This is a genomic window from Cellulosimicrobium cellulans (genome assembly GCF_016921195.1).
Classification (GTDB): domain Bacteria; phylum Actinomycetota; class Actinomycetes; order Actinomycetales; family Cellulomonadaceae; genus Cellulosimicrobium; species Cellulosimicrobium cellulans_F.
Genome location: NZ_JAFGYF010000001.1, coordinates 1,086,376 through 1,110,463 on the forward strand (window position 1 = coordinate 1,086,376; position 24,088 = coordinate 1,110,463).

A 24,088-nucleotide genomic window follows, 5' to 3' on the forward strand; every position below is an offset into this window, starting at 1 on the left:
CTGACTCGACCCTAGGCCGCGCTGCCACGCTCCGCCCGGGACACCCGTCCCGGATCGACGCCGAGGGTCACCGGAGGTCGCCGAACCCGGGGTTGTCGTCACCCAGGCCGCCGAACCCACCCGTATCCCCGGGTTCGGCGGCCTGGATGACTGCGACCCCGGGTTCGGCGTCGGGCCGGCCGGGGCGTCAGAACCTCGGCTCGGGCTCGTCCTGGAGGATGTTCCGCAGCGGGCGCGTCACGACGTCGACGCGCGCGAGCAGGTCAGCGGGGCCTGAGACGACGAGCGCGCGGTCGTCCAGCGGGACGTACACCGCCGTGTGCTCCCGCACCGTGACGTGCAGGCAGGCGCGCGCCGCGCCGTCGACCACGAACGTGGCGCGCGTGACCGGCGCGACGTCGACCTCCTCGACGATCGCGCGCATCGCGGCGCGGTACTCCTGGTAGGAGTCGAGGAAGTCGTCGTCGCCCGGGTTGTCGGAGTGCAGCGGCGCGGCGAGCGCCCCGCTGAGCGCGGTGCGGACGATGTCCTCCGCCTGCTCGTCGTGGGCCGCCAGCACGCGCAACGTCTCGACGTCGAGCGTCTCGCCCGTGAACGACACGTAGGAGCGCAGGAACCGCTCCTCCGCGGGGTCGTGCGCGCCGTGCCCGGCACCCGTGAGCGTCTCCTCGTCGAGGTCGAGGCCCCAGGTCAGCGGGTCGTCCACCTCGGCGACGACGCCCTGGAAGCGGGCGACGACCTGCTCCCACGTCACGGGCGCGCCCGCGGGTCGCAGGTCACGCTCGTCGGCTCCCGGCGCGGTGGGGTCCTCGGGCTGCTGGTCCGGCTGGTGCATCGCTCTCGCCACCCTTCTGGCCGTCCGTGCGCGGCGCACTCCCGAGCCTGCCCGGGGTGCACGTCGCGGTCAACGCGCCGCGCGCGTGTCGGGCCGGGTGATCTGCGCACGACGGCGTCCGGCGCGCCCGCAGGTCACGGGCCGACCCCTCTTTCACGCCCCTGGCGAACAAGGGCATACGGAGGGGGTGGGGCTCGTTCGGACCGCATAGAGTCAATGCGGTCAGGCTTGTACCCGTCGTCCGGCGGGCAGGTGTACGCCGCTCACGAGGAGCAGCACATGTTCGAGAGATTCACAGACCGAGCCCGTCGGGTCGTCGTCCTCGCCCAGGAAGAGGCGCGGATGCTCAACCACAACTACATCGGCACCGAGCACATCCTCCTCGGCCTCATCCACGAGGGCGAGGGTGTCGCGGCCAAGGCGCTGGAGTCCCTCGGGATCTCCCTCGACGGCGTCCGCACCCAGGTGACCGAGATCATCGGCGAGGGCCAGCAGGCCCCGAGCGGGCACATCCCGTTCACGCCGCGCGCCAAGAAGGTGCTCGAGCTGTCGCTGCGCGAGGCGCTCCAGCTCGGCCACAACTACATCGGCACCGAGCACATCCTGCTCGGCCTCATCCGCGAGGGCGAGGGCGTCGCCGCCCAGGTCCTGACCAAGATGGGCGCCGACCTCAACAAGGTGCGCCAGCAGGTCATCCAGCTCCTGTCCGGCTACCAGGGCAAGGAGCCCGTCGCCGCGGGCGGCCCCGCGGAGGGCCAGCCGTCGGGGTCGGCCGTGCTCGACCAGTTCGGGCGCAACCTCACCCAGGCCGCGCGCGAGGGCAAGCTCGACCCGGTCATCGGGCGCAGCCTCGAGATCGAGCGCGTCATGCAGGTGCTCAGCCGTCGTACCAAGAACAACCCCGTCCTCATCGGCGAGCCCGGCGTCGGCAAGACCGCCGTCGTCGAGGGCCTGGCGCAGGACATCGTGCGCGGCGACGTGCCCGAGACGCTCAAGGACAAGCAGCTCTACACGCTCGACCTCGGCGCCCTCGTGGCCGGCTCGCGCTACCGCGGTGACTTCGAGGAGCGCCTGAAGAAGGTGCTCAAGGAGATCCGCACGCGCGGCGACATCATCCTGTTCATCGACGAGATCCACACCCTCGTCGGTGCGGGCGCCGCCGAGGGCGCGATCGACGCCGCGAGCATCCTCAAGCCGATGCTCGCGCGCGGCGAGCTGCAGACCATCGGCGCGACGACGCTCGACGAGTACCGCAAGCACGTCGAGAAGGACCCGGCCCTGGAGCGCCGCTTCCAGCCGATCCAGGTCGCCGAGCCGTCGCTCAACCACGCGATCGAGATCCTCAAGGGCCTGCGCGACCGCTACGAGGCGCACCACCGCGTGTCCATCACGGACTCCGCGCTCGTCTCCGCGGCCACGCTCGCGGACCGGTACATCAACGACCGGTTCCTCCCGGACAAGGCGATCGACCTCATCGACGAGGCGGGCGCGCGCCTGCGCATCCGCCGCATGACGGCTCCGCCGGAGCTCAAGGAGCTCGACGAGGAGATCGCCGAGGCACGTCGCGAGAAGGAGTCCGCGATCGACGCGCAGGACTTCGAGAAGGCCGCCGGCCTGCGCGACAAGGAGAAGCAGCTCACCGCGAAGCGCGCCGACAAGGAGAAGGCGTGGAAGTCCGGTGACCTGGACACCGTCGCCGAGGTGGACGAGGAGCTGATCGCCGAGGTCCTGGCCATGGCCACGGGCATCCCGGTCTTCAAGCTCACCGAGGAGGAGTCCAGCCGCCTGCTGCACATGGAGGACGAGCTGCACAAGCGCGTCGTCGGCCAGGAGGCCGCGATCAAGGCGCTGTCGCAGGCCATCCGCCGTACGCGTGCGGGCCTCAAGGACCCCAAGCGCCCCGGTGGTTCGTTCATCTTCGCCGGCCCGACGGGCGTCGGGAAGACCGAGCTGGCCAAGGCGCTCGCCGAGTTCCTCTTCGGGGACGAGGACGCGCTCATCCAGCTCGACATGTCGGAGTTCTCCGAGAAGCACACCGTCTCGCGGCTGTTCGGCTCGCCTCCCGGCTACGTCGGGTACGACGAGGGCGGTCAGCTCACCGAGAAGGTGCGGCGCAAGCCGTTCTCGGTCGTCCTGTTCGACGAGGTGGAGAAGGCCCACGCGGACATCTTCAACTCGCTCCTGCAGATCCTCGAGGACGGTCGCCTGACCGACTCGCAGGGCCGTGTCGTGGACTTCAAGAACACCGTCATCATCATGACGACCAACCTCGGCACGCGGGACATCGCCAAGGGCGTGCAGACCGGCTTCAACGCCGGCGGCGACCTGGTCACGTCCTACGAGCGCATGAAGGCGAAGGTCAACGAGGAGCTCAAGCAGCACTTCCGCCCCGAGTTCCTCAACCGCGTCGACGACGTGGTGGTCTTCCCGCAGCTCTCGCAGGACGAGATCATCCAGATCGTCGACCTCATGATCGCCCGTCTCGACACCCGCCTGCGGGACAAGGACATGGGCATCGAGCTCACCCCGGCGGCGAAGGTCCTGCTCGCCGAGAAGGGCTACGACCCGGTCCTGGGCGCTCGTCCGCTGCGTCGCGCGATCCAGCGCGACATCGAGGACGTGCTGTCCGAGAAGATCCTGTTCGGCGAGCTCAAGGCCGGCGAGATCGTCCTGGTCGACGCCGAGGGCGAGGGCCTGCTCGGGGAGTTCACCTTCCGCGGTGTCTCCAAGGGTGAGCACGACCGCGGCCCGGTGAGCGTGGGCGCGGCCGCCGCGCTCGACGCCCCGACCGGCGTCTCGGTCCGCGACCTGCCCCCGACGGGCGAGCTGCAGGCCGGCGCCGAGTGAGTGGTGATCCGCTCCTGAGAGCCTGACGACGTCTGCCCAGCGGCAGCCGCCTGACACACGGGCCCCGATCCTCCTCCGGGAGGGTCGGGGCCCGTCGTCGTCCGCCGACGTAGAACCGTGGTCCGCCGAGCTAGAACCGTGGTAGCGCGAGGTAGAACCGTGGTTCCTGTTCTCGACGGCGTGTGGTCGCCCTGGGTGGTCGGGGTGGGTGGTGGTGCCGCGTCTACCATCCACCGCTCGTTCCTCGCGGCTCCCGCCAGGCCCGACCACGACGCGGCACCACCACCCACCCCGACCGGCGTCGTCTCGCCCTGGTCGTGGCTCCCCCGGGCGACTGCCCGTGGTGTGTGGAGTTCGCCCGCGTCGTCTCGTCGGGCTGTCGCGAACGGGATCCGGACCGGTGCGGTCTCGGTGACGATCGGCGACCCGGCCGCGTCGGGCGGCGTCCCAACCCGGGGTGGCGGCCGACCGCCGTCGGGCACGTCCATGCCGGACAGTCCGGCCGCGCAGACCGCCGACCGCCGTCTGACGCGATGACCATGGTTCTCCCTCGTGGGACCACGGCTCTACCTCGGGCGACCACGGCTCTACTTCGTGGGACCACGGCTCTACCTCGCGCAACCAGGGTTCTGCCTCGGGCGACCGGAGATCTCTCTCGGTGCAGGCGTTGCACGGCGTTACGTTCGTCCTCCTCGTGGGACGGGGCGCGGTGCCCCTTTCCGGGTGGTGCGCGTGCTGGCACAGTCGCCCGCATGCAGACGACACCGGGGGGCCTTGTCGCCGTCCCCGCCGCCGACGCCGGGCACGTGCCCGGCCTCGCGTGTCGTCGCGCGCTCGACTCGCGGGCGTGTCGCTGCGCCGCGTGTCGTCCGACCCCGTGCCGCTGAGCACGTCGACGCACGGACCGACGGCCGCCCCGGCCGCCGTCGGGCCCGTTCACCGCTCACCTCCCGCGCGCGGCTTCCGCATGCCCCGGTGCGCTCTCCCCGAGAGGACTCGTCATGCCCGCACACCCGCTCGCCCGTCCGCCCGCACCGCCCGGCCGTCGCCGGGCGACCGCCGTCGCGCTCGGCCTCGTCACGCTGCTCGCCACCGGTGCGTGCAGCGCTGCGGAGGCCTCCGGCGGCGCCGACCCGGCCGACGGCGCGACCCTCGCCGCCGACGCCGAGCTGCCCACCGAGGTCCCGGAGGGGACGGTCCTGCGCATCGGCGACCCCACGACGCAGAAGGCGTTCGAGCTCGCCGGCGACGACCTCGACAGCGACTTCTCGTTCGAGATCGAGTGGGCCAACATCTCCGGCGGCCCCGCGACGACCGAGGCGTTCCGCGCCGGGTCGCTCGACGTCGGCGCGGTGGCCGAGATCCCGCCGATCCACGCGACGTGGACGGGCCTGGACGTGCAGATCTACGCGTCGATCTACCGCGAGAACTGGGAGGACGCGCCGATCTACGAGTTCGCGGGCGCGCCGGGCGTCGAGCTCGGCTCGCTCGAGGACTTCCGCGGCCACCGCATCGCGTTCAGCCCGGGCCAGGCGCAGGGCGCGATCGTGCTCAAGGCGCTCCAGGAGGCGGGCCTCACCCAGGACGACGTCGAGCTGGTCGAGCTGCCGAGCACGGGCGACGTGTACTCGACGGCGCTCGCCGCGGGCGAGGTCGACATCGCCCCGCTGGGCGGCACGCAGCTCTTCCGCTACCTGAGCACGTACGAGGCCGACGGTGCGACGTCGGTCAAGCACCACCTGCGCGACGACGCCTCGCACCTCTACGGACCGACCGACGTCGTGCGGGACCCGGCGAAGGCCGCGGCGCTGCGCGAGTACGTCGCTGCGTGGGCGGCGGCGAAGGTCTGGATCGACGAGCACCCCGAGGAGTGGAAGCAGGGGTACTACGTCGAGGACCAGGGGCTGAGCGAGGAGGACGCGCAGTACCTCGTCGACCACGCTCCGGTCCCCGACATCCCGTCCGACCTCACCGAGGGCATCGAGCGCACCCAGGCGACGATCGATCTGCTGGCGACCGAGCTCGACCAGGAGCCGTTCGACGCGACCGACCTGTTCGACGAGCGCTTCGGCCCCGTCGCGGGCGAGGCGGCGGCCGCGGCGCGGGACGGGGGAGCGCAGTGAGCGCGGCGGTCGTCGACCGGGTGGACCTCGCGGGACCACGGCTCGACGACGCACCCGCGGCCACCACGGACGTGCGCCCCCGCGGCACGCGCCTGGGGCTCGGCCGGCCGATCCCGCTCGCGGCGCTCGTCGGGGTGACGCTCCTCGTGGGCGTCTGGTCGGTCGGCTCCGCCACGGGGCTCATCGACCCGCGCGTGCTCTCCGCACCGTGGACGGTCGTGACGACCGGCGCGGAGCTCGTCGCCGACGGCAAGCTCGGCGCGCACCTCGGGGTGTCCCTCACGCGTGCGGCGCTCGGGCTCGCGTCCGGCCTCGTCGTGGGCGTCGTGCTCGCGCTCGCCGCCGGGCTGAGCCGGGTGGGCGACGCGGTGCTCGACGGCCCGATCCAGGTCAAGCGCGCCATCCCCAACCTCGCGCTCCTGCCGCTGCTCATCCTGTGGTTCGGGATCGGCGAGGAGATGAAGGTCGTCACCATCGCGCTCGGCGTGCTCATCCCGATCTACCTGCACACGCACAACGGTCTGCGGGCGATCGACAGCCGCTACGTCGAGCTCGCCGAGACGGTGCAGCTCTCGCGCTGGCAGTTCGTGCGCCGCGTGATCCTGCCCGGCGCGCTGCCCGGGTTCTTCCTGGGCCTGCGGTTCGCGGTGACCGGGTCGATGCTCGCGCTCGTCGTCGTCGAGCAGGTCAACGCGACGGCCGGCATCGGCTACATGATGGAGCTCGCGCGGACGTACGGGCAGACGGAGGTCATCCTCGTCGGCCTCGTGGTGTACGGCGTGCTGGGCTACTCCGCGGACCTCGCGGTCCGCCTCCTGCAGAGGAAGGTGCTGTCGTGGCGGCGCACGCTGGAGGACTGATCCCGGCGGAGGCCCACCCGACGGCGGTCGGGGCCGTGCGGGTCCGCTCGCTCGTGCGGTCGTACGGGGAGAAGCGGATCCTCGACGGCCTCGACCTCACCGTGGACGACGGCGAGTTCGTCGCGATCCTGGGCCGCTCGGGCTCGGGCAAGAGCACGCTCCTGCGCGCGCTCGCCGCGCTCGACCACGGGGTCGACGGCTCGGGCGAGGTCGTCGTGCCGGACCAGGTGTCCGTCGTCTTCCAGGACTCGCGGCTCCTGCCGTGGGCGCGGGTGCTGGAGAACGTGGTGCTCGGCCTGGTCGCCGGGGCGCGCGGCCGGAGCGCCGCGCGTGACGCCGGCCGCGCGAGCCTCGCCGAGGTGGGGCTCGCCGGGCGCGAGCGCGCGTGGCCCAACGAGCTCTCGGGCGGCGAGCAGCAGCGCGTGTCGCTCGCCCGCTCGCTCGTGCGTTCCCCGCGGCTCCTGCTCGCCGACGAGCCGTTCGGCGCGCTCGACGCCCTGACCCGCATCCGCATGCACGCGCTCCTGCGCGACCTGTGCGCGCGGCACCGCCCCGCCGTCCTGCTCGTGACGCACGACGTGGACGAGGCGATCGTCCTCGCGGACCGCGTCGTCGTGCTCGACGAGGGGCGCATCGCGGCCGAGCGCCGCATCGACCAGAGCTACCGCCCCGGCGAGGTCCGCGACCCCGCCGACCCCCGCTTCTCCCTGCTCCGCACCGAGCTGCTCGACGCGCTCGGCGTGGTCCGGGACGACAGGAAGGACACCGCCGCATGACACGGCCCACCAGCACGCCGACCCCTGGCGACGGCCACCGCCCCGGCCGCCTGCACCTCAACGCGTTCCTCATGAGCACGGGCCACCACGAGGCGTCGTGGCGGCTGCCCGAGAGCGACCCGTCGTGGACGTCGACGAACATCGCGCACCTGCAGCGCCTCGCGCAGGTCGCGGAGGCCGGGAAGCTCGACTCGATCTTCTTCGCCGACGGGCCGGGTCTGCGGTCCGACGTCGGTCGCCGCCCGGCCGGGTCGCTCGACCCGCTCATCGTCCTCACGGCGATCGCGACCGTGACCGAGCGCATCGGGCTCATCGCGACGGCGTCCACGACGTACAACTCGCCGTACAACCTCGCGCGCCGGTTCGCGTCGATCGACCACGTCTCCGGCGGCCGGGCCGGGTGGAACGTCGTGACGACGGCGGGGCCGGACATCGCGCGCAACTTCGGCCTCGACGACCAGCCGGCCCACGTGGTCCGGTACGAGCGCGCGGCGGAGTTCCTCGACGTCGCGTTCCGGCTCTGGGACTCGTGGGAGGACGACGCCGTGCTCGCCGACAAGGCCGCGGGCGTGTGGGCGGACGCGAGCAAGATCCACGCGCCCGGCCACGTCGGCGCCCACTTCTCCGTGCACGGCGCGCTCACGACGCCGCGCTCGCCGCAGGCCAGGCCGCTCATCGTGCAGGCCGGGTCGTCCGAGGACGGCAAGGACCTCGCCGCGCGCTACGCCGAGGCGGTGTTCACCGCGCACCAGACGCTCGACGACGCCCAGGCGTTCTACCGCGACCTCAAGGCCCGGGCGGCCGCCGTCGGCCGGGACCCGGACACGGTGAAGATCCTGCCCGGCATCGTCCCCGTCATCGGGTCGACCGAGGCGGAGGCGCTCGCCCAGGAGCGCGAGCTCGACGACCTCATCGTCCCCGAGTACGCGCGCGCCCAGCTCGCGAAGACGCTGCGCCTCGCGCCCGAGGACCTGCCGCTCGACCGCGAGCTGCCCGACGGGTTGCCCACCGAGGACGAGATCGAGGGCGCCAAGAGCCGCTACACGCTCATCGTGGAGCTCGCCCGGCGTGAGCGCCTCACGGTGCGCCAGCTCATCGGGCGCCTCGGGGGAGGGCGGGGTCATCGCACGGTCGCGGGCACGCCCGAGCAGGTCGCCGACGCGATCCAGGACTGGTACGACGCCGAGGCCGCCGACGGGTTCAACATCATGCCCGCGGTGCTGCCGTCGGGGCTCGAGCGGTTCGTCGAGCACGTGCTGCCCGTCCTCCGCGAGCGCGGCCTGTTCCGCGAGGAGTACGAGGGCCGGACGCTGCGCGAGCACTACGGGCTCGAGCGGCCCACCAACCGGTACGTGGGAGCCTCGTCCGACGGCGGCGCGCGCGTCCAAGAGGAGGCCCTCGCGTGAGCACCGAGCACCTCTGGTACATCCCGAACCAGGTCCGCCCGGGGCACCGCGGCGATGACACGGTCCAGGACCACAACAGCCTCGACACCCTGACGAGCCACGCGCACGCGCTGGAGCGGCACGGGTTCGCCGGGGCGCTGCTCGGGACGAGCTGGGGGCGTCCCGACACGTTCACGGTCGCGACGGCGCTCGCGGCCCGCACGACGACGTTCGAGCCGCTCGTCGCGATCCGGCCCGGGTTCTGGCGGCCCGCGCACTTCGCGTCCGCCGCCGCGACGCTGGACCACCTCAGCGGAGGCCGGCTCCGCGTCAACATCGTCTCCGGGACCGACGGCCAGGAGGCGTACGGCGACGGCGAGGCGGACCCGGCGCACCGGTACGCGCGCACGCGCGAGTTCCTGCAGATCGTGCGGCGTCTGTGGACGCAGGAAGAGGTCACGTACGCGGGCGAGCACTTCTCCGTGACGCGCTCGTCGCTCGGGCCGCGGCCCGTCGCCCGCGGGGACCGCGCCCACCCGCGGATCTACTTCGGCGGCGCCTCCGAGGCGGCGGAGCGCGTCGCCGCGACCGAGGCCGACGTGCAGCTCTTCTGGGGCGAGCCGCTCGACGGGATCGCGGAGCGCATCGACCGGCTGAAGCGCCTGAGCGCCGAGCTGGGCCGCGAGCACGCGCCGCTCGAGTTCGGGCTGCGGATCACGACGTTCGTGCGCGACACCACCGAGGAGGCGTGGGCCGACGCCGAGGCGAAGGTCGCGGAGCTGGCGGCACGGTCCCAGGAGGGGGAGGCGTGGTCCGCCCGCGACCGGGGGCGGCGCACCGCCGTCGGGCAGGAGCGCCTGCTCGACCTCGCGGCGCGCGGCGAGGTGCTCGACGACAACCTGTGGACGACGCCCGGCCGGTTCGGCGGCGGGGGAGCGGGCACGACGTGGCTGGTCGGCTCGGCGGAGGACGTCGCGAAGTCGCTGCGGCGCTACCAGGACCTCGGCGTCACCCACTTCGTCCTCTCCGACACCCCCTACCTGCGCGAGATCGAGCGCCAGGGCACCCGGCTCCTCCCGCTCCTGCGGGACTGACGGTCGCCCTGCGCCGCGATCGGCCCGCGCGTCGGGACGTCGCCCCGTGAAGGGCGATCCGGGACGCGCGGGTCGATCTCGCGGCGGCGGACGATCCCCGGGCGGACGCAGCCCGGCCCGGGGTACCGTCCGGACGTGGACCAGAGCCGGCTCGACGACCTCACCGCCCGCCTGCGCGCCGCCGGGTGCGTCTTCGCGGAGGACGAGGCCGCGCTCCTCGCCGAGCGCGCCGACGACGACGCGCACCTCGAGGCGCTCGTCGCGCGCCGCGTCGCGGGGGAGCCGCTCGAGCACGTCCTCGGGTACGTCGACTTCCACGGGCTCCGGGTCGCCGTCGACCCCGGGGTGTTCGTCCCGCGCCAGCGCACCACGCTGCTCGTCGACGAGGCGGTCGCGCTCGGGCGACAGGTCGTGGGCGGGGTGTCGAACGGGCTGCCCGACGGCGGATCGGACGGTGAGCCCGGCGGGTCACCGATCGTCGTGGTGGACCTGTGCTGCGGCGCGGGGGCGCTCGGCCTCGCCACGGCGGCGGCCCTCGGCGGCGCGAACGCGGTGGCGCTGCACGCGAGCGACGTCGACCCGGCCGCCGTCGCGTGCGCCGGGCGCAACGTCGCGGCCGTCGGTGGCACCGCGTACGAGGGCGACCTCTTCGACCCGCTGCCCGCGGGTCTGCGCGGCCGGGTCGACCTCCTGCTCGCCAACGTGCCGTACGTCCCGACGGCCGAGATCCCGCTCCTGCCGCGCGAGGCGCGCGACCACGAGGCTCGCGTCGCGCTCGACGGCGGCGGCGACGGGCTGGACGTGCTGCGCCGCGTCGCGGCGGAGGCGCGCGAGTGGCTCGTCCCGGGCGGACATCTGCTCACCGAGTCGGGCGAGCGACAGGCGCCAGGCGCCGTCGACGTCCTCGACCGGGCGGGGCTGCGCGCGCGTGTCGTCCGGGACGAGGAGATCGGCGCGACGATCGTCGTCGGCACGCTTCCCTCCGAGCCGTGAGGGACGGCCGTGGCCTCTCCGGCGCCGGGGCCGCTCCCGTGCTCGCCGCACCCGGACGGGCTCCCACTGCCGTGCAAGGATCCGGCTGCTGACGACAGGTGCTGGACGAGAGGCGGCGGACGGGCCGAGGGCGGAGGGCGGCGATGACGAGCGACCGACGGGGACGGCGGCGTGGGCACGGACTCGCCGCAGCCCTGTTCGTCGCCGTGCTGACCGCGTGCGGCGGCCCGGGAGACATGGTCACCGCGTGCCCCGCGATCGGCTACGTGCCGCGCCTCGAGGTCCGGCTCGACGACTCCTGGCCGGACCGGGACGCGTACGGCGTCGCGGTGAGCTGCGTCGGAGCCGCCGCGTCGTGCGGGCTCGTGCGCGACGGGACGATCCGGGTCGCCCCGGAGCCGATCGCCGCGGAGACGGTACCCGTCCACCCGTCCCAGCCGAACCGACCGGACGATCCGGACGAGCCCGAAGCTCCCGAGACGTCGCCCGAGCCGACGGTGGAGGACACGCCGGCCGAGCCGTCGCGCGGAGAGTGGACGGGCTCCGCGCTGAACGGCCCGGTCGGCCCGATCGTCGTGCGCGTCGTGGAGGTCGCGTCGGGTGACGTCGTCGTCGAGCAGGAGGTGGATCCGGAGTTCCTGCCGACGACGGGCGACTTCGGGGCCGGCTGCGGCGGGCCGTCCGTCGCGACGGTCGAGATCGCCGACCCGCGGGCCTGACGGCTACGCCGACGGCCGCAGGAGCAGGGCGCGGATCTCCTTCTCCGCCTGTGCCGGCGTCAGCGCGCGGCAGCCGAGCGACTCCCAGCGGCGCACGAGCCCAGGCTCGGCGCGCAGGAGCGCCCACCCGCGCCGGAACAGCGTGAGCGGCGGCTTGCGCATCTCCGCGAGGTCGCGCAACAGACGGAACCAGAACGTCATGAGCCGCGGCCGGCGCAGGCAGATCGCGTCGGCCAGGACGTCCTGCGCGCGGCACGCCGCGACGATCTCCGCCGCGAAGATCCCCTCGGCCAGCACGACCCGCGAGCCGGTGACGTCGAGGTGCGTCGTGCCCGTGCGGCGCGACGTCGGGATGTCGTAGACCGGCACGTCCGCGTGCCCGGTGCGCGCGAGGTCGACGAGCGCCGCGACGGCGCCCGTGGCGTCCCACGAGCGCGGGTCGTCCCAGTCCACGATGCCGAACCGCTGCGGCAGGTCGGGGTGGTCGTGGTCGAGGTAGAAGTCGTCGAGCGCGACGACCGGGAGCCCGAGGCGCCGCGTGAGCGACGTCTTGCCCGAGCCGGACGCCCCGGTGAGCAGCACGATCCGCGTCGGGACCTCACGGGACCCGGGCGGGAGGTCGAACAACGCCGGGCCCCCGAAGGGTTCGGCGGTCACCGGGTCGGTCCGGGTCACGGCGTCGCCCGGACCGCCGTCGTGCTGAGGATCGCTCACGGGACATCATTGTCGCAGCGTCCGGCGCGGGCTCGGAAGGCTGGGCGTGGGGAGCTGCGCATAGCCTTCCCCGGTGAACGCTCTCGATCCCGCCGCCCTGCTCGCCCGTGACGCCCTCGCCCGCCTCGACCGGTGGGAGCCGGTCGACGAGGGGCAGGCGGCGCTCGCGGCGGAGTACCGCGCGTTCCTCCGCGGCGACGGTGGGTCCGGCGCGCGTGCCGACGCCGTGCGGCGCGACGGCGGACCGCAGCACCTCACGGCGAGCTGCTTCGTGCTCAGCCCGGGGCTCGACCGCGTGCTGCTCTGCTTCCACCGCAAGGGCCAGTTCTGGGTCCAGGTGGGCGGCCACACCGAGCCCGGCGACACGACCCTCGCGGGCGCCGCGTACCGCGAGGCGCGCGAGGAGAGCGGCCTCGACGACCTCGTCCCGTTCGACCCGGACCCCGAGCCGTCCGGCAACGCGGGCGTCGGGCACCACGCCCGCGCCCTTGCCGCACCTGTCGACGTGCACCGCCACGACCTCGTCGCCGCCTTCGGGACGTGCCGCACGCACTGGGACGTCGGGTTCGTCGCGTTCGCCGACCCCGACGCGCGGACGGCCGTCAGCGACGAGAGCGAGGACGTCGCGTGGTTCCCGGTCGACGCGCTGCCGGCCGGCACGCCGGAGGACTTCCCGGTTCGCCTGGCGACCGTCCTCGCCGAGGTGCGCCACCGCCGTCGGGCAGGACTCTCCGCGACGTAGAACCGTGGTCAAGCGAGGTAGAACGTTGGGTCGCCGAGGTAGAACGTCGGTCCTGACCGGGGTTCTACCTCGGCGGACCAGGGTTCTACCTGGGCGGACCACCGTTCTACCTCGGCGGACCCGGGTTCTCCCTCGGTGGGGCGAGGACCACGTGGAGCGTGCGCGGGCCGTGGACGCCCTCGACGCGCGAGAGCTCGATGTCGCTCGTCGCGCTCGGCCCGCTGATCCACGTCTGCGGCCGCTCCGGGTGCGCGGCGAGCAGCCGCACGGCCTCGGGGACCGTCTCCACGACCTGGTCGGTGCGCACGACGCACACGTGCAGGTCGGGGACGAGCGTGATCGCGCGGCGGCCCTGGTCGGGCTCTCCGTCGAGCACGATCGTCCCGGTGTCGGCGATCGCGACGCGAGCCGCGGTGACGACGGCGTCCACCTGGTCGAGCTGGTCGGGCGTGCGGGGGTCGTCGCGCGCGTCGGGCACGACGGCGGTCCCGGCGCCGAGCGCGCCCAGCCACGCGGCGTCGAGCCCTGGCGGCACGACGACGGAGGCCGCCTCCGCGAGCAGGTCGCCGACGATCGTGGCCACCTCGACCGCGGTGGCGGCCACGTGCACGTGCGCGCGGTAGTCGACGAGCCGGTCGACGAGGACGTCCACGGCCTCCGGCGACCCCGGCGCGAGGTCGCCGTGCTCGCGATACGCGCGCGGGACGGTGCCCGACGTCGCCGCGTCGCCCATCGTCGACCCGCCGAGCGCGGCGCGGACGCGGCCGAGGATCTCGTCGCGCGCGCTCACCGGCCCTCACCCCCGTCGCCGAACCCGGGGTTGTGGTCCGTGGAGGCGCCGAACCCGCCCGTATCCCCGGGTTCGGCACCGGGGGGTGCGGCGACCCCGGGGCCGGCGGACGGCTCAGTGGGGGTGGGGCGGTCGCTCCACCAGTCGCGGAAGGTCTGTTTCGCGGGGGCCGGGAGGTCGCGCGAGCGGGTCCACGCGGACGCGGGTGGCGGGAGGGTCGAGATCCGGCCCTTCGGACCGGCGACCAGGCGCCCGACCCCGGCCGCCTTCCCCGCGAGGCCGAACCGCCGCGCGTCGGACATCACGAACGAGGCGGCCTTCATGGCGGCGCCCCAGCCCGTGGGCCGGCCGCGGTCGGCGTCGACCTCGCGCGCCCGGAGCTCGACGAGGATCGACGGGATGTCGATCTTCACGGGGCACACCTCGTAGCACGCGCCGCACAGCGTCGAGGCGTAGGGGAGCGACGCGTTGGGGTCGTGGTGGCCGGAGAGCCCGCCGGAGGACTTCGTGAGCTGCGGCGTGAGGATCGCGCCGATCGGGCCGGGGTACACCGACCCGTACGCGTGGCCGCCCACGCGCTCGTACACCGGGCACACGTTGAGGCACGCGGAGCAGCGGATGCAGTGCAGCGCGGCCCGCCCGACCTCGTCGGCGAGGACGTCGGTCCGCCCGTTGTCGAGCAGCACGAGGTGGAACTCCTGCGGGCCGTCGCCGGGCGTGACGCCCGTCCACAGGGACGTGTACGGGTTCATGCGCTCGCCCGTGGAGGACCGCGGCAGGAGCTGGAGGAACACCTCGAGGTCGGTGTACGTCGGCACGACCTTCTCGATCCCCATGACGGTGATGAGCGTCTCGGGGAGCGTGAGGCACATGCGCCCGTTCCCCTCGGACTCGACGACGGTCAGCGTCCCCGTGTCAGCGACGCCGAAGTTCGCGCCGCTGATCGCGACCTTCGCCGAGAGGAACTTGCGGCGCAGGTGTGCGCGCGCGGCCATCGCGAGCTCGCGCGGGACGTCCGACAGGTCCGGCGGGGCGTCGCCCATGCGGGCGAGGAAGATCTCGCGGATCTCCGCGCGGTTGCGGTGGATCGCGGGCACGAGGATGTGCGACGGCATGTCGTCGGCGAGCTGCACGATGAGCTCCGCGAGGTCCGTCTCGTACGCCGCGATCCCCTCCGCGGCCAGCGCCTCGTTGAGCCCGATCTCCTGCGTCGCCATGGACTTGACCTTGACGACCTCGTCGACGCCCTTGGCCTTGACGAGCTCCGCGACGATCCGGTTCGCCTCGTCCGCGTCGCGCGCCCAGTGCACGACGCCGCCGCGCGCGACGACGTTGCGCTCCAGCTCCTCCAGGAGTTCGGGCAGGCGCGCCATGACGTCGGTCTTGATCGCGGAGCCCGCGTCGCGCAGGGCCTCCCAGTCCGGCACCTCGCCGACGACGGCGGCGCGCTTGGCCCGGATGGTCGACGTCGCGTGCGCGAGGTTGCGCCGCAGCTGCGTGTTCTGGAGCGCCTCGCGCGCCGCGTCGGGGAACGACCCGCCCCAGCGCAGCGGCGCGTCGGGGTGGGGCACGTCGCCGGACGTGTCCGACGCCGCGCCAGCACCCGCCGAGGTGCCGTGCCCGCCCGGGCGTGCGACGTCGTCGGGCAGGGTGCGCGCGCCGCGCCGGACGGGCAGGCCGAGGAACGTGCGGCTCACCGGGCACCCCCGCGCGTCGACGGACCGACCCCGGCGGGGGCCGGCGCGTCCTTGGTGGACGCGAGGATCTCCGCGAGGTGCAGCGTGCGGACGCCCGCGCGGATGCGCGAGAGCCCGCCGCCGATGTGCATGAGGCACGACGCGTCGCCCGCGGTGAGGACCTCGGCGCCCGTCGCCTTCACGTGCGTCATCTTGTCGGCGAGCATCGCGGTCGAGGTCTCCGCGTTCTTCAGCGCGAACGTGCCGCCGAACCCGCAGCACGCCTCCGCCGCGGGCAGCTCGACGAGGTCGATGCCGTCGACCGCGCGCAGGAGGCGCAGCGGCTTGTCGCCCACGTGGAGCATGCGCAGCGAGTGGCACGTCGGGTGGTAGGTGACCCGGTGCGGGAAGTAGGCGCCGACGTCGGTCACGCCGAGCACGTCGACCAGCAGCTCGGACAGCTCGTACGTCTTCGCGGCAACCGCGTCGGCGGTGCGCGCGAGGTCGTCGAGACCGGCCCGCCGGCACACCATGCCCTGCTGGTGCCGCACGGACCCGGTGCACGACCCGGACGGGACGACGATCGCGTCCCACTCGCCGTCGAGCACGGGGGAGAACGCCTCGACGTGGTTGCGCACCACGGGGACCGCCTCGTCGAGGTACCCGGTGTTGACGTGCATCTGGCCGCAGCATGCCTGCCGTTCGGGGAAGAAGACCTCGTGCCCGAGGCGCTCGAGGAGGAGGGCGGTGGCGCGCGGTGCCTGGGGGAACATCACGTCGCCGATGCAGGTCGCGGTGAGGGCTATGCGCATCAGGGCTCCGGGGGAGGCGAGTCGGGTCCAGTCTCGCCGGGCCGCGGCGTCGCCGCTCGCCGAGACCGCCGCGGTGAGGCGCCGCGGATGTGGTCTGACCACAGGGCGTCCACTGTAGACCACGGGGGCGCCGTGGTCAGACCACAGCGTGCCGGAGTCGCCTACCCTGAGCGGGTGCGCACCCACGAACGTGTCCTCGCCCGCATCGAGGCGGACCTCGCCGGGGGCCGCTGGGCGCTCGGCGAGCGCCTGCCCGCCGAGCGGGCGCTCGCGGAGGAGCTCGGCGTCTCACGGCCGTCCGTGCGGGAGGCGATCCGCGTCCTCGAGGCCATGGGCATCGTGCGCACGGCCGTCGGGTCGGGGCCCGACGCCGGTGCGACCGTCGTGGACCGCCCGGCCGCGGGCCTCGGGGCTGCCGTGCGGCTGCACGTCGCGTCGGGGACCCTCGCGGTGCGCGACGTGGTCGAGACGCGTGTGCTCCTCGAGACGTGGGCCGCTCGCGCGGCGGGCGACCGCGTCGCTGCCGGGCGCGGCGGCGGCGAGGCCGGCCCTCGGTCCGGCGTGCGGGAGGTCGCCGAGGTGCTCACCGCGGCGCGCGCTCTGCTCGACCGCATGGACGACCCGGCGCTCGCGCCCGAGGCGTTCCGCGAGCTCGACGCGTCGTTCCACGTGCTGCTCGTGCGGCTCGCGGGCAACCCGCTCGTCGAGGCGGTGATGACCGGGCTGCGCGGCGCGATCGAGTCGTACGTCGCCCAGGGGAGCGCGACCCTGCCGTCCTGGGAGCGGACCGCGGCGCGGCTGCGGGCCGAGCATCGCGCCGTCCTGGGCGCCGTGGACGCGGGCGACGGCGATCGCGCCGCGCGCGAGGTCCGCGCCCACATCGAAGGCTTCTACGCCGAGACGGGGCTCTGAGCGACCGCGACGTGGAGCGAACCGCCGGGGTGACGGGAGGGACGCTCCTGCCACCCCGGCGGGTCCGCTCAGGCCGAGCAGGTGGCCGTCGGGAGCGTCGTGTTGCCGTTCGAGTACAGCGTGATGCCGAAGGCGTCGCCGTTCCCGTTCGGTCGCGCCGTGAGGGTGCCGCTGGTGCCGGAGACGGCGGCGTTCCAGGAGTTCTGCAGGCTCTGGCCGGAGCCGGTGCGGATGGTCACGGTCCAGTCGGACGCGCCCGACACCTGGAAGGTGGTGTTGAAGCGGTCGCCCCAGGAGTCGCCCCGCGTCACGGTCACGGTGCAGGTCTCGCCGCCGCCTCCCGACGCTGACGAGCACGTGGCTGTCGGGAGCGTGGTGTTGCCGTTCGAGTAGAGCGTGATGCCGAACGCGTTCCCGTTGCCGTTCGGTGTCGCGGTGAGGGTGCCGCTCGTGCCGGAGACGGCGGCGTTCCAGGAGTTCTGCAGGCTCTGGCCGGAGCCGGTGCGGATGGTCACGGTCCAGTCGGACGCGCCCGACACCTGGAAGGTCGTGTTGAAGCGGTCGCCCCAGGAGTCACCCCGCGTCACGGTCACCGTGCAGGAACCGTCCCCGCCGGGGTTCTCCCCGGGGCCACCGGGGGTCCCGCCGCCGCTGTTGAGCTGGTCGAGCACGGCGGTGTAGGCGGCCTTCTTGTTGCCGTTGCCGTCGAACAGCAGCGGGGTGCCGGACGCGCGCCACGAGTCGGTGTCGCGCACGCCCCAGACGGTGATGCCGGTGCAGCGCGACACGGCCATGCACGCCTGGACGACGCCGCGGTACTGCTCGGCCTGGGAGGAGCCGGAGCCCTCGATGTCGAGCTCGGTGATCTGCACGTCGACACCCAGGTCGGCGAAGTTCTGGAGCGTGGTGTGGTAGTTGCTCGGCACCGGGTTGCCCGCGTTGAAGTGGGCCTGGAAGCCGACGCAGTCGATCGGCACCCCTCGCGCCTTGAAGTCGCGGACCATGGCATACACGGCCTGCGTCTTCGCGTGGCTCCAGTTGTCGGTGTTGTAGTCGTTGTAGCAGAGCTTGGCGCCGGGGTCGGCGGCGCGGGCCGCGCGGAACGCCGCCTCGATCCAGTCGTTGCCGGTGCGCTGCAGGTTCGAGTCACGGCGCGCGCCGGAGCTCCCGTCGGCGAACGCCTCGTTCACGACGTCCCACGCGTAGATCTTGCCGCGGTAGTGCGTCGCGACCTGCGTCACGTGGTTGAGCATCGCCTGGCGGAGCGCGGAGCCCGACATGTTCTGCATCCAGCCCGGCTGCTGCGAGTGCCACGCGAGGGCGTGCCCCCGGACCTGCTTGCCGCGGCTCGTCGCCCAGCTGACGATCTGGTCGCCCTGGGAGTAGTTGAAGCTGTTCTGCGACGGCTCCGTCGCGTCCATCTTCATCTCGTTCTCGGCCGTGATCATGTCGAACTCGCGGTTCGCGATGGTCGAGTACGTCGGGTCGGACAGCCGTCCGGCCGCGAGGGCGGTGCCGAAGTAGCGGCCGGACTCGCCGGCCGCGGCCTCGAGCGTGGAGCCGGCAGCCTGGGCGGAGCCCATGCCGACGCCGGTGGTGATGAGCACGGCGAGGAGGGCGCCCAGGGCGGCCGACCTCCTGCCGTTCGTGCTGCGCAAGGGTAGTGCTCGGGTCATCGTCGATCCTCTTCCTCCCGGGTGGGCCTCCGTTGGCCCACCAGCGCGAACAACGTGCGCGAGTGACGCTAGTCACACGGCGAGGCTGTGGCAATCGTTATCGATAACGTTTTACATCGTGGACAAACGCGACAGCGGTGACAGGGCCGGGCGGGTGAGGGTGGAGCGTCAGGTCCGCGGCGGCGCATGGCGCGGCCGACGCCAGGCACCACGAGATCGGCCTGAGCACTCGAGATCGAGCCTCGGTAGGCCGGTCCCGCGACGGTTAGGTCGATCTCGCGGGAGGGAGCCCGGCCAGGCGGCGCTCCAGGAGGCGGCGGTCGCCCTCGCGGTCGACGGTCGCGAGGGCGCGGTGCAGGTCGACAGCGGCGTCCGCGGGTCGTCCGGCGCGCACGAGCAGCTCGGCGCGCACCGCGGGCAGCAGGTGGTACCCCGCGAGCGCGGGCTCGGCGGCGACGGCATCGACCGCGGCGAGCCCGGCGTCCGCGCCGTGCACCTCGGCGACCGCGACCGCACGGTTCAGCGCGACGACCGGCGAGCCGGTGAGGTCGAGCAGCACGTCGTACAGGCCGAGGATCTGGGGCCAGTCGGTCGCGTCGGCGTCGGGTGCCTCGTCGTGCAGCGCCGCGACGGCGGCCTGCACCTGGTACGGCCCGGGGCGTCCGACGGCGAGCGCCGCCTCGAGCTCGGCCAGCCCCTCGGCGATCTCGTCGTGCCGCCAGCGCGCGCGGTCCTGCTCCGCGAGGGTGCGCGTCGAGCCGTCCGGGCCGACGCGCTCGTCCCGGCGGGCGTGCTGGAGCAGCAGCAGGGCGAGCAGCCCGTGGGCCTCGGGCTCGTCGTCGAGCAACCGCGCGGCGAGGCGCGCGAGCCGGACGGCGACGTCCGCGAGCGCGCGCCGCTCGGCCGATCCCTCGACCACGTCGGCGGGCTCGGCCCAGGCGTCGTAGCCCTCCGTGAAGAGCACGTACAGGACGGCGAGGACGCCGTCGACACGCTCCGCCCGCAGCGAGGCGGGCGGCACCCGGAACGTGATCCCGGTCGCGTGGATGCGGCGCTTGGCCCGGACGAGGCGCTGCGCCATCGTCGCCTCGGGGACGAGGAACGCCCGGGCTACCTGGGCCGTCGTCATACCGGTCAGCGACCGCAGGGTCAGGGCGACCCGGGCCTCGGCGGGCAGCGCCGGGTGGCAGCAGGTGAAGAGCAGCCGCAGGAGGTCGCCGTCGGGGTCGTCCAGCTCCCACGCGCCGTCGTCGAGGCCGGCGGCGACCTGCTCGACCACAGGGTCCGCGGCGGGGTCGCCGGCCCGGGGCCCGGGGTCGACGCGCTCGCCCAGGCGGCCCGACGCGGCAACCCGCTCCGCCTCGACCCGGCGCCGTCGCAGGACGTCGATCGCGTGCCGGCGGGCCGTCGTCGTGAGCCAGGCGCCGGGCCGCTCGGGGACGCCGTCGCGACCCCACGTGCGCAGCGCGGTCGCGAACGCCTCCTGGGCGGACTCCTCGGCGAGGTCGAGGTCGCCCGTGCTGCGCGCGACCGCGCCGAGGACGCGTCCCCACTCGCTGCGGAACGCGTCCTCGACGGCGGTGCCCGGGTCCCTCACGACGGACGGGTCAGGACCCGTCGAGCGGCCACGCCGGGTGCAGCTCGATCGCGCCGCCGTACGCCATGGGGTGCTCGGACGCGATGGCGATCGCGGTGTCCAGGTCGGGCGCCTCGAGGACGTCGAACCCGGCGATCGTCTCCTTGGTCTCGGAGAACGGCCCGTCGGTGACGAGGACCTTGCCACCGCGCACCCGCACACCGACGGCGTCCTCCGCCGGCCGCAGCCGGTCGCCGATCACCGCGGCGCCGCTGCCGTAGTGGCGCCCGACCCACTCCTCGATCGGGGGCGCCGCCTCGAGCTCCTCGGGGCGCAGGTCGGGGTCGTGCGGCGTGCCCAGCACGAGCATCAGGTAGCGCATCAGAGGTCCTCCGCCCTCGTCGTCGCGGGCCGGCGGAGCACCGTCGGCCCGTAGAACGCCACGTCCGCGGCGTCGATCCCGTCGCCGACGCTGCGTCGCTCGTCACGGTAGCGCGCGAGGTCCGGCGGCTGCTCCCGGTTCGCCGCGAGGATCGTCTCCAGAAAGGTCATGGTGCCTCCTCCGTCGGTGCGGCCCGTGCGGCCGCTCACCAGGACGACGAAGCCCAGGTGGCGAGATCGACACGTCGCGCCGACGAGTTCTCCGGTGCAGTTCCGGCGAGCCCGCGTCAGGACACGTCGCGGCGGGACCGCCGGGACGACGCGTGCACAGGCCGAAGTGCCATAGCGGCGTCGTGTGCCTGGCGAGGACCAGGCAGGGGCGGTTACTCGGGTGGGCCCGTGAGTGCGTGAGAGAGTCGTGAGATCGGGCCTTCGCGGCGACTACTTCATGCGCTCAGCGGGGGGTAGGACGCCTTCGGCAGGTGATAGGCGAGGTCGACGGCGGTCTCGAGGGCCTCGTCGAGGTCGAGCCGGTGCTCGGCCACGAGGCGGGCGAGGTGGCCGGCGTCGATCCGGCGCGCGAGGTCGTGGCGGGCCGGGATGGAGCAGAACGCGCGCGTGTCGTCGACGAACCCGCTCGTGTTGTAGAAGCCGGCGGTGTCGGTCGCGGCCTCGCGGAAGCGGCGCATGCCGTCGGGCGTGTCGAGGAACCACCACGGGGCGCCGAGCCGCAGGGCGGGGTAGACACCGGCGAGCGGGGCGAGCTCGCGCGAGAACGTGTCCTCGTCGACGGTGAACGCGATCATCCGGAAGCGCGGGTGGTGCCCGAACGCCTCGAGGACGGGGCGCAGTGCGCGCACGTACTCGGTGCGCTCAGGGATGTCATAGCCCTTGTCGGGCCCGTAGGCCTGCGCGACGCCGGCGCAGTGGTCCCGCAGGACGCCCGGGTGGAGCTGCATGACGAGCGCGTCCTCGGCCGACATCGCGGCCATCTGGAAGAGCATGTGCGCCGAGAACGCCCGCGCCTCGGCCGCCGTGACCTCCCCTCGCAGTGCGCGGTCGAGGATGCGGGCGGCGTCGGCGTCGTCCAGCGGTGTGGTGTCGGCGGTGAGGTGGCCGTGGTCGGTCGCGCGGGCGCCGGCCGCGACGAACGCGGCCCGGCGCGCGCGCAGCGCGTCGAGGTAGGACCGGTAGTCGACGACGTCGGTCCCGGCGGCCGCGCCGAGCTCGGCCACCTGCGCGGCCCAGTCGGCGCGGTCGACGTGCAGGAGCGGGTCGGGGCGGAACGTCGGCACGACGCGCTCGCCCCAGCCGTCCGCGGCGAGGCGCGCGTGGTCGGCGAGCGGGGACTGCGCGGGGTCGGTCGTCGCGAGGAGCTCGAGGCCGAACCGCTCGAACAGCGCGCGCGGACGGTACTCGGGACGCGCGAGACGGTCGACCAGGTGGTCGTACAGCGCGTCCGCGGTCTCGGCCGACGGCTTCACCGGGGCGCCGAAGACCTCGACGAGCGCGTGCTCGGTCCAGTACCGCGTCGGGGTGCCGCGGAACAGGTGCCAGCCCGCGCAGAACCGGCGCCAGATCTCGCGCGGGTCGGTCTCGGCGGAGGCGGTGCCGGCGGGGGCGCCGGGCACGGGCGCGACCCCGAGGTCCTGGATGCCGCGCACGCCCGGCGACCCGTGGGGCGACGTGCTCTGCGCGACGAGCATGCGCACCAGGTAGTGGTCGGGCGTGACGAACAGTGCGGCGGGGTCGCCGAACGGGGTGTCGTCGGCGAACAGCGCGACGTCGACGTGGCCGTGCATCGAGACGATCGGCAGGTCGCGCGTCGCGGCGTAGACCTCGCGCGCGATCGGGCGCAGCACCGGGTCGGCGGGCAGGGCGCGGTCGGGGTGCAGGGACCACGGCGCCGTCGCGGTGGTCGGGTCCAGCTGGGCCGTGCTCGTCACGGGTTCCTCCAGAGGGCGTCTTTGCGAACGTTTGCATCGTACGCCATTCGAGCCGCAAGGCCCGGGCGGACGGTGCCGCTACAATCGTTCGCAGTCCGGGGTCCCTCCGGGTTCCGAGCGCCGAGGAGGCTGCCGTGGTCACCGTCCGTGACGTCGCCCGCGAGAGCGGGGTGTCGATCTCCACGGTCTCGCGTGCCCTCGCCGAGCCCGAGCGCGTCGCCCCCGAGACGCGGGACCGCGTCGTCGCGGTCGCGAACCGCCTCGGGTACCGACCCAACCGCGCCGCGAGCGGTCTGCGCGCCGGCCGCACCGGGGCCCTCGGCCTCGTCGTGCCCGACCTGGAGAACCCGTACTTCGCGTCCGTGACCAAGGGCGTGCAGGCGCGGGCGCGCCAGACGGGCCACGCCGTGTTCGTCGTCGACGCGGGGGAGGACCCGGCGCTCGAGACCGAGCTCGTGACCGGGCTGCGGTCCCAGACGGACGGGCTCGTGCTGTGCTCCCCGCGCGCGCCGGAGGCGGACCTGGAGGCCGCGCGTGACGCCCCCGTCGTGCTCGTCAACCTCCGCCACGACGGCGTCCCCTCCGTCTCCTCGGACGACGTGCACGGCGTCGTCCTCGCCGTCGAGCATCTGCGCGCGCTGGGTCACCGCCGGGTCGCCTACGTCGGCGGTCCCGACCGGTCCTGGTCGGACGCGCGCCGCCGCGCCGGGCTCGACGCTGCCCGTCAGCGCTACCCGGACGTGGAGACCGTCACCGTGGGGTCGTTCCGTCCCCGCGTCGAGGGCGGCCGCGCCGCTGCCGACCTGGTCGTCGCGTCGGGCGCGACGGCGGTGCTCGCCTACAACGACCTCGTCGCCCTCGGGCTCGTGGCGCGTCTCCGCGAGCGTGGAGTCGACGTCCCGCGCGACCTCAGCGTCGTCGGGTTCGACGACACGTTCGTCGCGACCCTCGCCGCCCCTCCGCTCACCACGGTCCGCACCGACCTCGCGCGACTCGGCGCCCGCGCCGTCGACCGCCTCGTCGCGGCGCTCGGCGCGCGCCGCGGAGGCGACGGGTCGCCCGATCGGGCGACCTCGCCCGACGACGTCCTCCCCGTCGAGCTCATGGTGCGCGACTCCACGACCCTCGCCCCCACCGGCTAGCTGTACTGACCGGGCACGTTGGTCGAGAGAGTGTGACGCGCTGATCTGAGTTGGTAGCGCGAGAGGGCCTCCCGCGGTGGAGTGGAACT

At 74.0% G+C, this 24,088-nt stretch carries 21 protein-coding genes; 11 read left to right on the top strand and 10 right to left on the bottom strand.

What is annotated here, in order from left to right; genetic code table 11:
• Positions 1-187: 187 nt before the first annotated feature.
• On the bottom strand, positions 188-835 hold the full coding sequence (locus JN535_RS04845) for a hypothetical protein (protein ID WP_240200441.1): 648 nt from the start codon (positions 833-835) through the stop codon (positions 188-190).
• Positions 836-1,114: 279 nt separating this feature from the next.
• On the opposite strand from JN535_RS04845, the gene JN535_RS04850 reads away from it, so the two are divergent.
• The 8 genes from JN535_RS04850 to JN535_RS04885 all read left to right on the top strand — a co-directional run bounded on the left by JN535_RS04850 (position 1,115) and on the right by JN535_RS04885 (position 11,632).
• The gene (locus JN535_RS04850; protein ID WP_205202752.1) at positions 1,115-3,682 is read left to right on the top strand and encodes an ATP-dependent Clp protease ATP-binding subunit; all 2,568 of its coding nucleotides are present in this window, start codon (positions 1,115-1,117) and stop codon (positions 3,680-3,682) included.
• A 1,001-nt stretch (positions 3,683-4,683) separates the two neighbouring features.
• The gene (locus JN535_RS04855; RefSeq protein WP_205202768.1) at positions 4,684-5,805 is read left to right on the top strand and encodes an ABC transporter substrate-binding protein; all 1,122 of its coding nucleotides are present in this window, start codon (positions 4,684-4,686) and stop codon (positions 5,803-5,805) included.
• A complete protein-coding gene (locus JN535_RS04860) occupies positions 5,802-6,665 on the top strand; it encodes an ABC transporter permease (protein WP_374100476.1) in 864 nt (287 codons plus the stop codon). The genes JN535_RS04855 and JN535_RS04860 overlap by 4 nt, the downstream gene beginning before the upstream one ends.
• Positions 6,641-7,441 carry an ABC transporter ATP-binding protein gene (locus JN535_RS04865; protein ID WP_205202770.1) on the top strand — a complete coding sequence of 267 codons (801 nt, stop codon included), beginning with the start codon at positions 6,641-6,643 and terminating at the stop codon, positions 7,439-7,441. Before JN535_RS04860 ends, JN535_RS04865 begins: the two co-directional genes overlap by 25 nt.
• Positions 7,438-8,847 carry an LLM class flavin-dependent oxidoreductase gene (locus JN535_RS04870; protein WP_205202771.1) on the top strand — a complete coding sequence of 470 codons (1,410 nt, stop codon included), beginning with the start codon at positions 7,438-7,440 and terminating at the stop codon, positions 8,845-8,847. Before JN535_RS04865 ends, JN535_RS04870 begins: the two co-directional genes overlap by 4 nt.
• Positions 8,844-9,920: an LLM class flavin-dependent oxidoreductase gene (locus JN535_RS04875; protein WP_205202778.1), complete on the top strand. Its 1,077-nt coding sequence runs from the start codon at positions 8,844-8,846 to the stop codon at positions 9,918-9,920. The genes JN535_RS04870 and JN535_RS04875 overlap by 4 nt, the downstream gene beginning before the upstream one ends.
• A 135-nt stretch (positions 9,921-10,055) precedes the next feature.
• Positions 10,056-10,913: a putative protein N(5)-glutamine methyltransferase gene (locus JN535_RS04880; protein WP_205202780.1), complete on the top strand. Its 858-nt coding sequence runs from the start codon at positions 10,056-10,058 to the stop codon at positions 10,911-10,913.
• A gap of 143 nt (positions 10,914-11,056) precedes the next feature.
• Positions 11,057-11,632: a hypothetical protein gene (locus JN535_RS04885; RefSeq protein ID WP_205202781.1), complete on the top strand. Its 576-nt coding sequence runs from the start codon at positions 11,057-11,059 to the stop codon at positions 11,630-11,632.
• Between the two features lie 3 nt (positions 11,633-11,635).
• Here JN535_RS04885 and JN535_RS04890 read toward each other — a convergent pair whose 3' ends face one another.
• Positions 11,636-12,346, bottom strand: a complete 711-nt coding sequence (locus tag JN535_RS04890; RefSeq protein ID WP_307868217.1) for a uridine kinase family protein — start codon at positions 12,344-12,346, stop codon at positions 11,636-11,638.
• Between the two features lie 73 nt (positions 12,347-12,419).
• Between JN535_RS04890 and JN535_RS04895 the strand changes: the two genes are divergently transcribed.
• The gene (locus tag JN535_RS04895) at positions 12,420-13,088 is read left to right on the top strand and encodes an NUDIX hydrolase (protein WP_307868218.1); all 669 of its coding nucleotides are present in this window, start codon (positions 12,420-12,422) and stop codon (positions 13,086-13,088) included.
• A gap of 106 nt (positions 13,089-13,194) precedes the next feature.
• Here the strand turns inward: JN535_RS04895 and JN535_RS04900 are convergent, their stop codons facing one another.
• Genes JN535_RS04900 through JN535_RS04910 form a run of 3 tightly spaced genes read right to left on the bottom strand, consistent with a single transcriptional unit; the run spans position 13,195 to position 16,366 of the window.
• Entirely contained in the window at positions 13,195-13,878 is a 684-nt protein-coding gene (locus tag JN535_RS04900) for a LutC/YkgG family protein (protein ID WP_307868219.1), read from the bottom strand.
• Positions 13,875-15,575 (bottom strand): LutB/LldF family L-lactate oxidation iron-sulfur protein, encoded by a 1,701-nt coding sequence (locus tag JN535_RS04905; protein ID WP_205202783.1) that lies wholly within the window; start codon positions 15,573-15,575, stop codon positions 13,875-13,877. The genes JN535_RS04900 and JN535_RS04905 overlap by 4 nt, the downstream gene beginning before the upstream one ends.
• Complete coding sequence (locus JN535_RS04910) at positions 15,572-16,366, bottom strand: (Fe-S)-binding protein (RefSeq protein WP_205202784.1); 795 nt, start codon at positions 16,364-16,366, stop codon at positions 15,572-15,574. The genes JN535_RS04905 and JN535_RS04910 overlap by 4 nt, the downstream gene beginning before the upstream one ends.
• A 174-nt stretch (positions 16,367-16,540) precedes the next feature.
• Between JN535_RS04910 and JN535_RS04915 the strand changes: the two genes are divergently transcribed.
• Positions 16,541-17,278 (top strand): FadR/GntR family transcriptional regulator, encoded by a 738-nt coding sequence (locus JN535_RS04915; protein WP_205202785.1) that lies wholly within the window; start codon positions 16,541-16,543, stop codon positions 17,276-17,278.
• Positions 17,279-17,346: 68 nt separating this feature from the next.
• Here the strand turns inward: JN535_RS04915 and JN535_RS04920 are convergent, their stop codons facing one another.
• The 5 genes from JN535_RS04920 to uxaC all read right to left on the bottom strand — a co-directional run bounded on the left by JN535_RS04920 (position 17,347) and on the right by uxaC (position 22,857).
• Complete coding sequence (locus tag JN535_RS04920) at positions 17,347-18,954, bottom strand: endo-1,4-beta-xylanase (protein WP_275892134.1); 1,608 nt, start codon at positions 18,952-18,954, stop codon at positions 17,347-17,349.
• Between the two features lie 265 nt (positions 18,955-19,219).
• Entirely contained in the window at positions 19,220-20,551 is a 1,332-nt protein-coding gene (locus JN535_RS04925) for an RNA polymerase sigma factor (protein ID WP_205202786.1), read from the bottom strand.
• 10 nt (positions 20,552-20,561) lie between these two features.
• Positions 20,562-20,912 (bottom strand): YciI family protein, encoded by a 351-nt coding sequence (locus JN535_RS04930; protein WP_205202787.1) that lies wholly within the window; start codon positions 20,910-20,912, stop codon positions 20,562-20,564.
• A complete protein-coding gene (locus JN535_RS04935; RefSeq protein WP_205202788.1) occupies positions 20,912-21,082 on the bottom strand; it encodes a hypothetical protein in 171 nt (56 codons plus the stop codon). The genes JN535_RS04930 and JN535_RS04935 overlap by 1 nt, the downstream gene beginning before the upstream one ends.
• A gap of 275 nt (positions 21,083-21,357) precedes the next feature.
• Positions 21,358-22,857, bottom strand: coding sequence for a glucuronate isomerase (gene uxaC / locus JN535_RS04940; RefSeq protein WP_307868221.1), 1,500 nt, complete (start codon positions 22,855-22,857; stop codon positions 21,358-21,360).
• A 134-nt stretch (positions 22,858-22,991) separates the two neighbouring features.
• Here uxaC and JN535_RS04945 point away from each other — a divergent pair, with 134 nt between their 5' ends.
• Positions 22,992-23,999 carry a LacI family DNA-binding transcriptional regulator gene (locus JN535_RS04945; protein ID WP_205202789.1) on the top strand — a complete coding sequence of 336 codons (1,008 nt, stop codon included), beginning with the start codon at positions 22,992-22,994 and terminating at the stop codon, positions 23,997-23,999.
• The last annotated feature ends 89 nt before the right edge of the window (positions 24,000-24,088 follow it).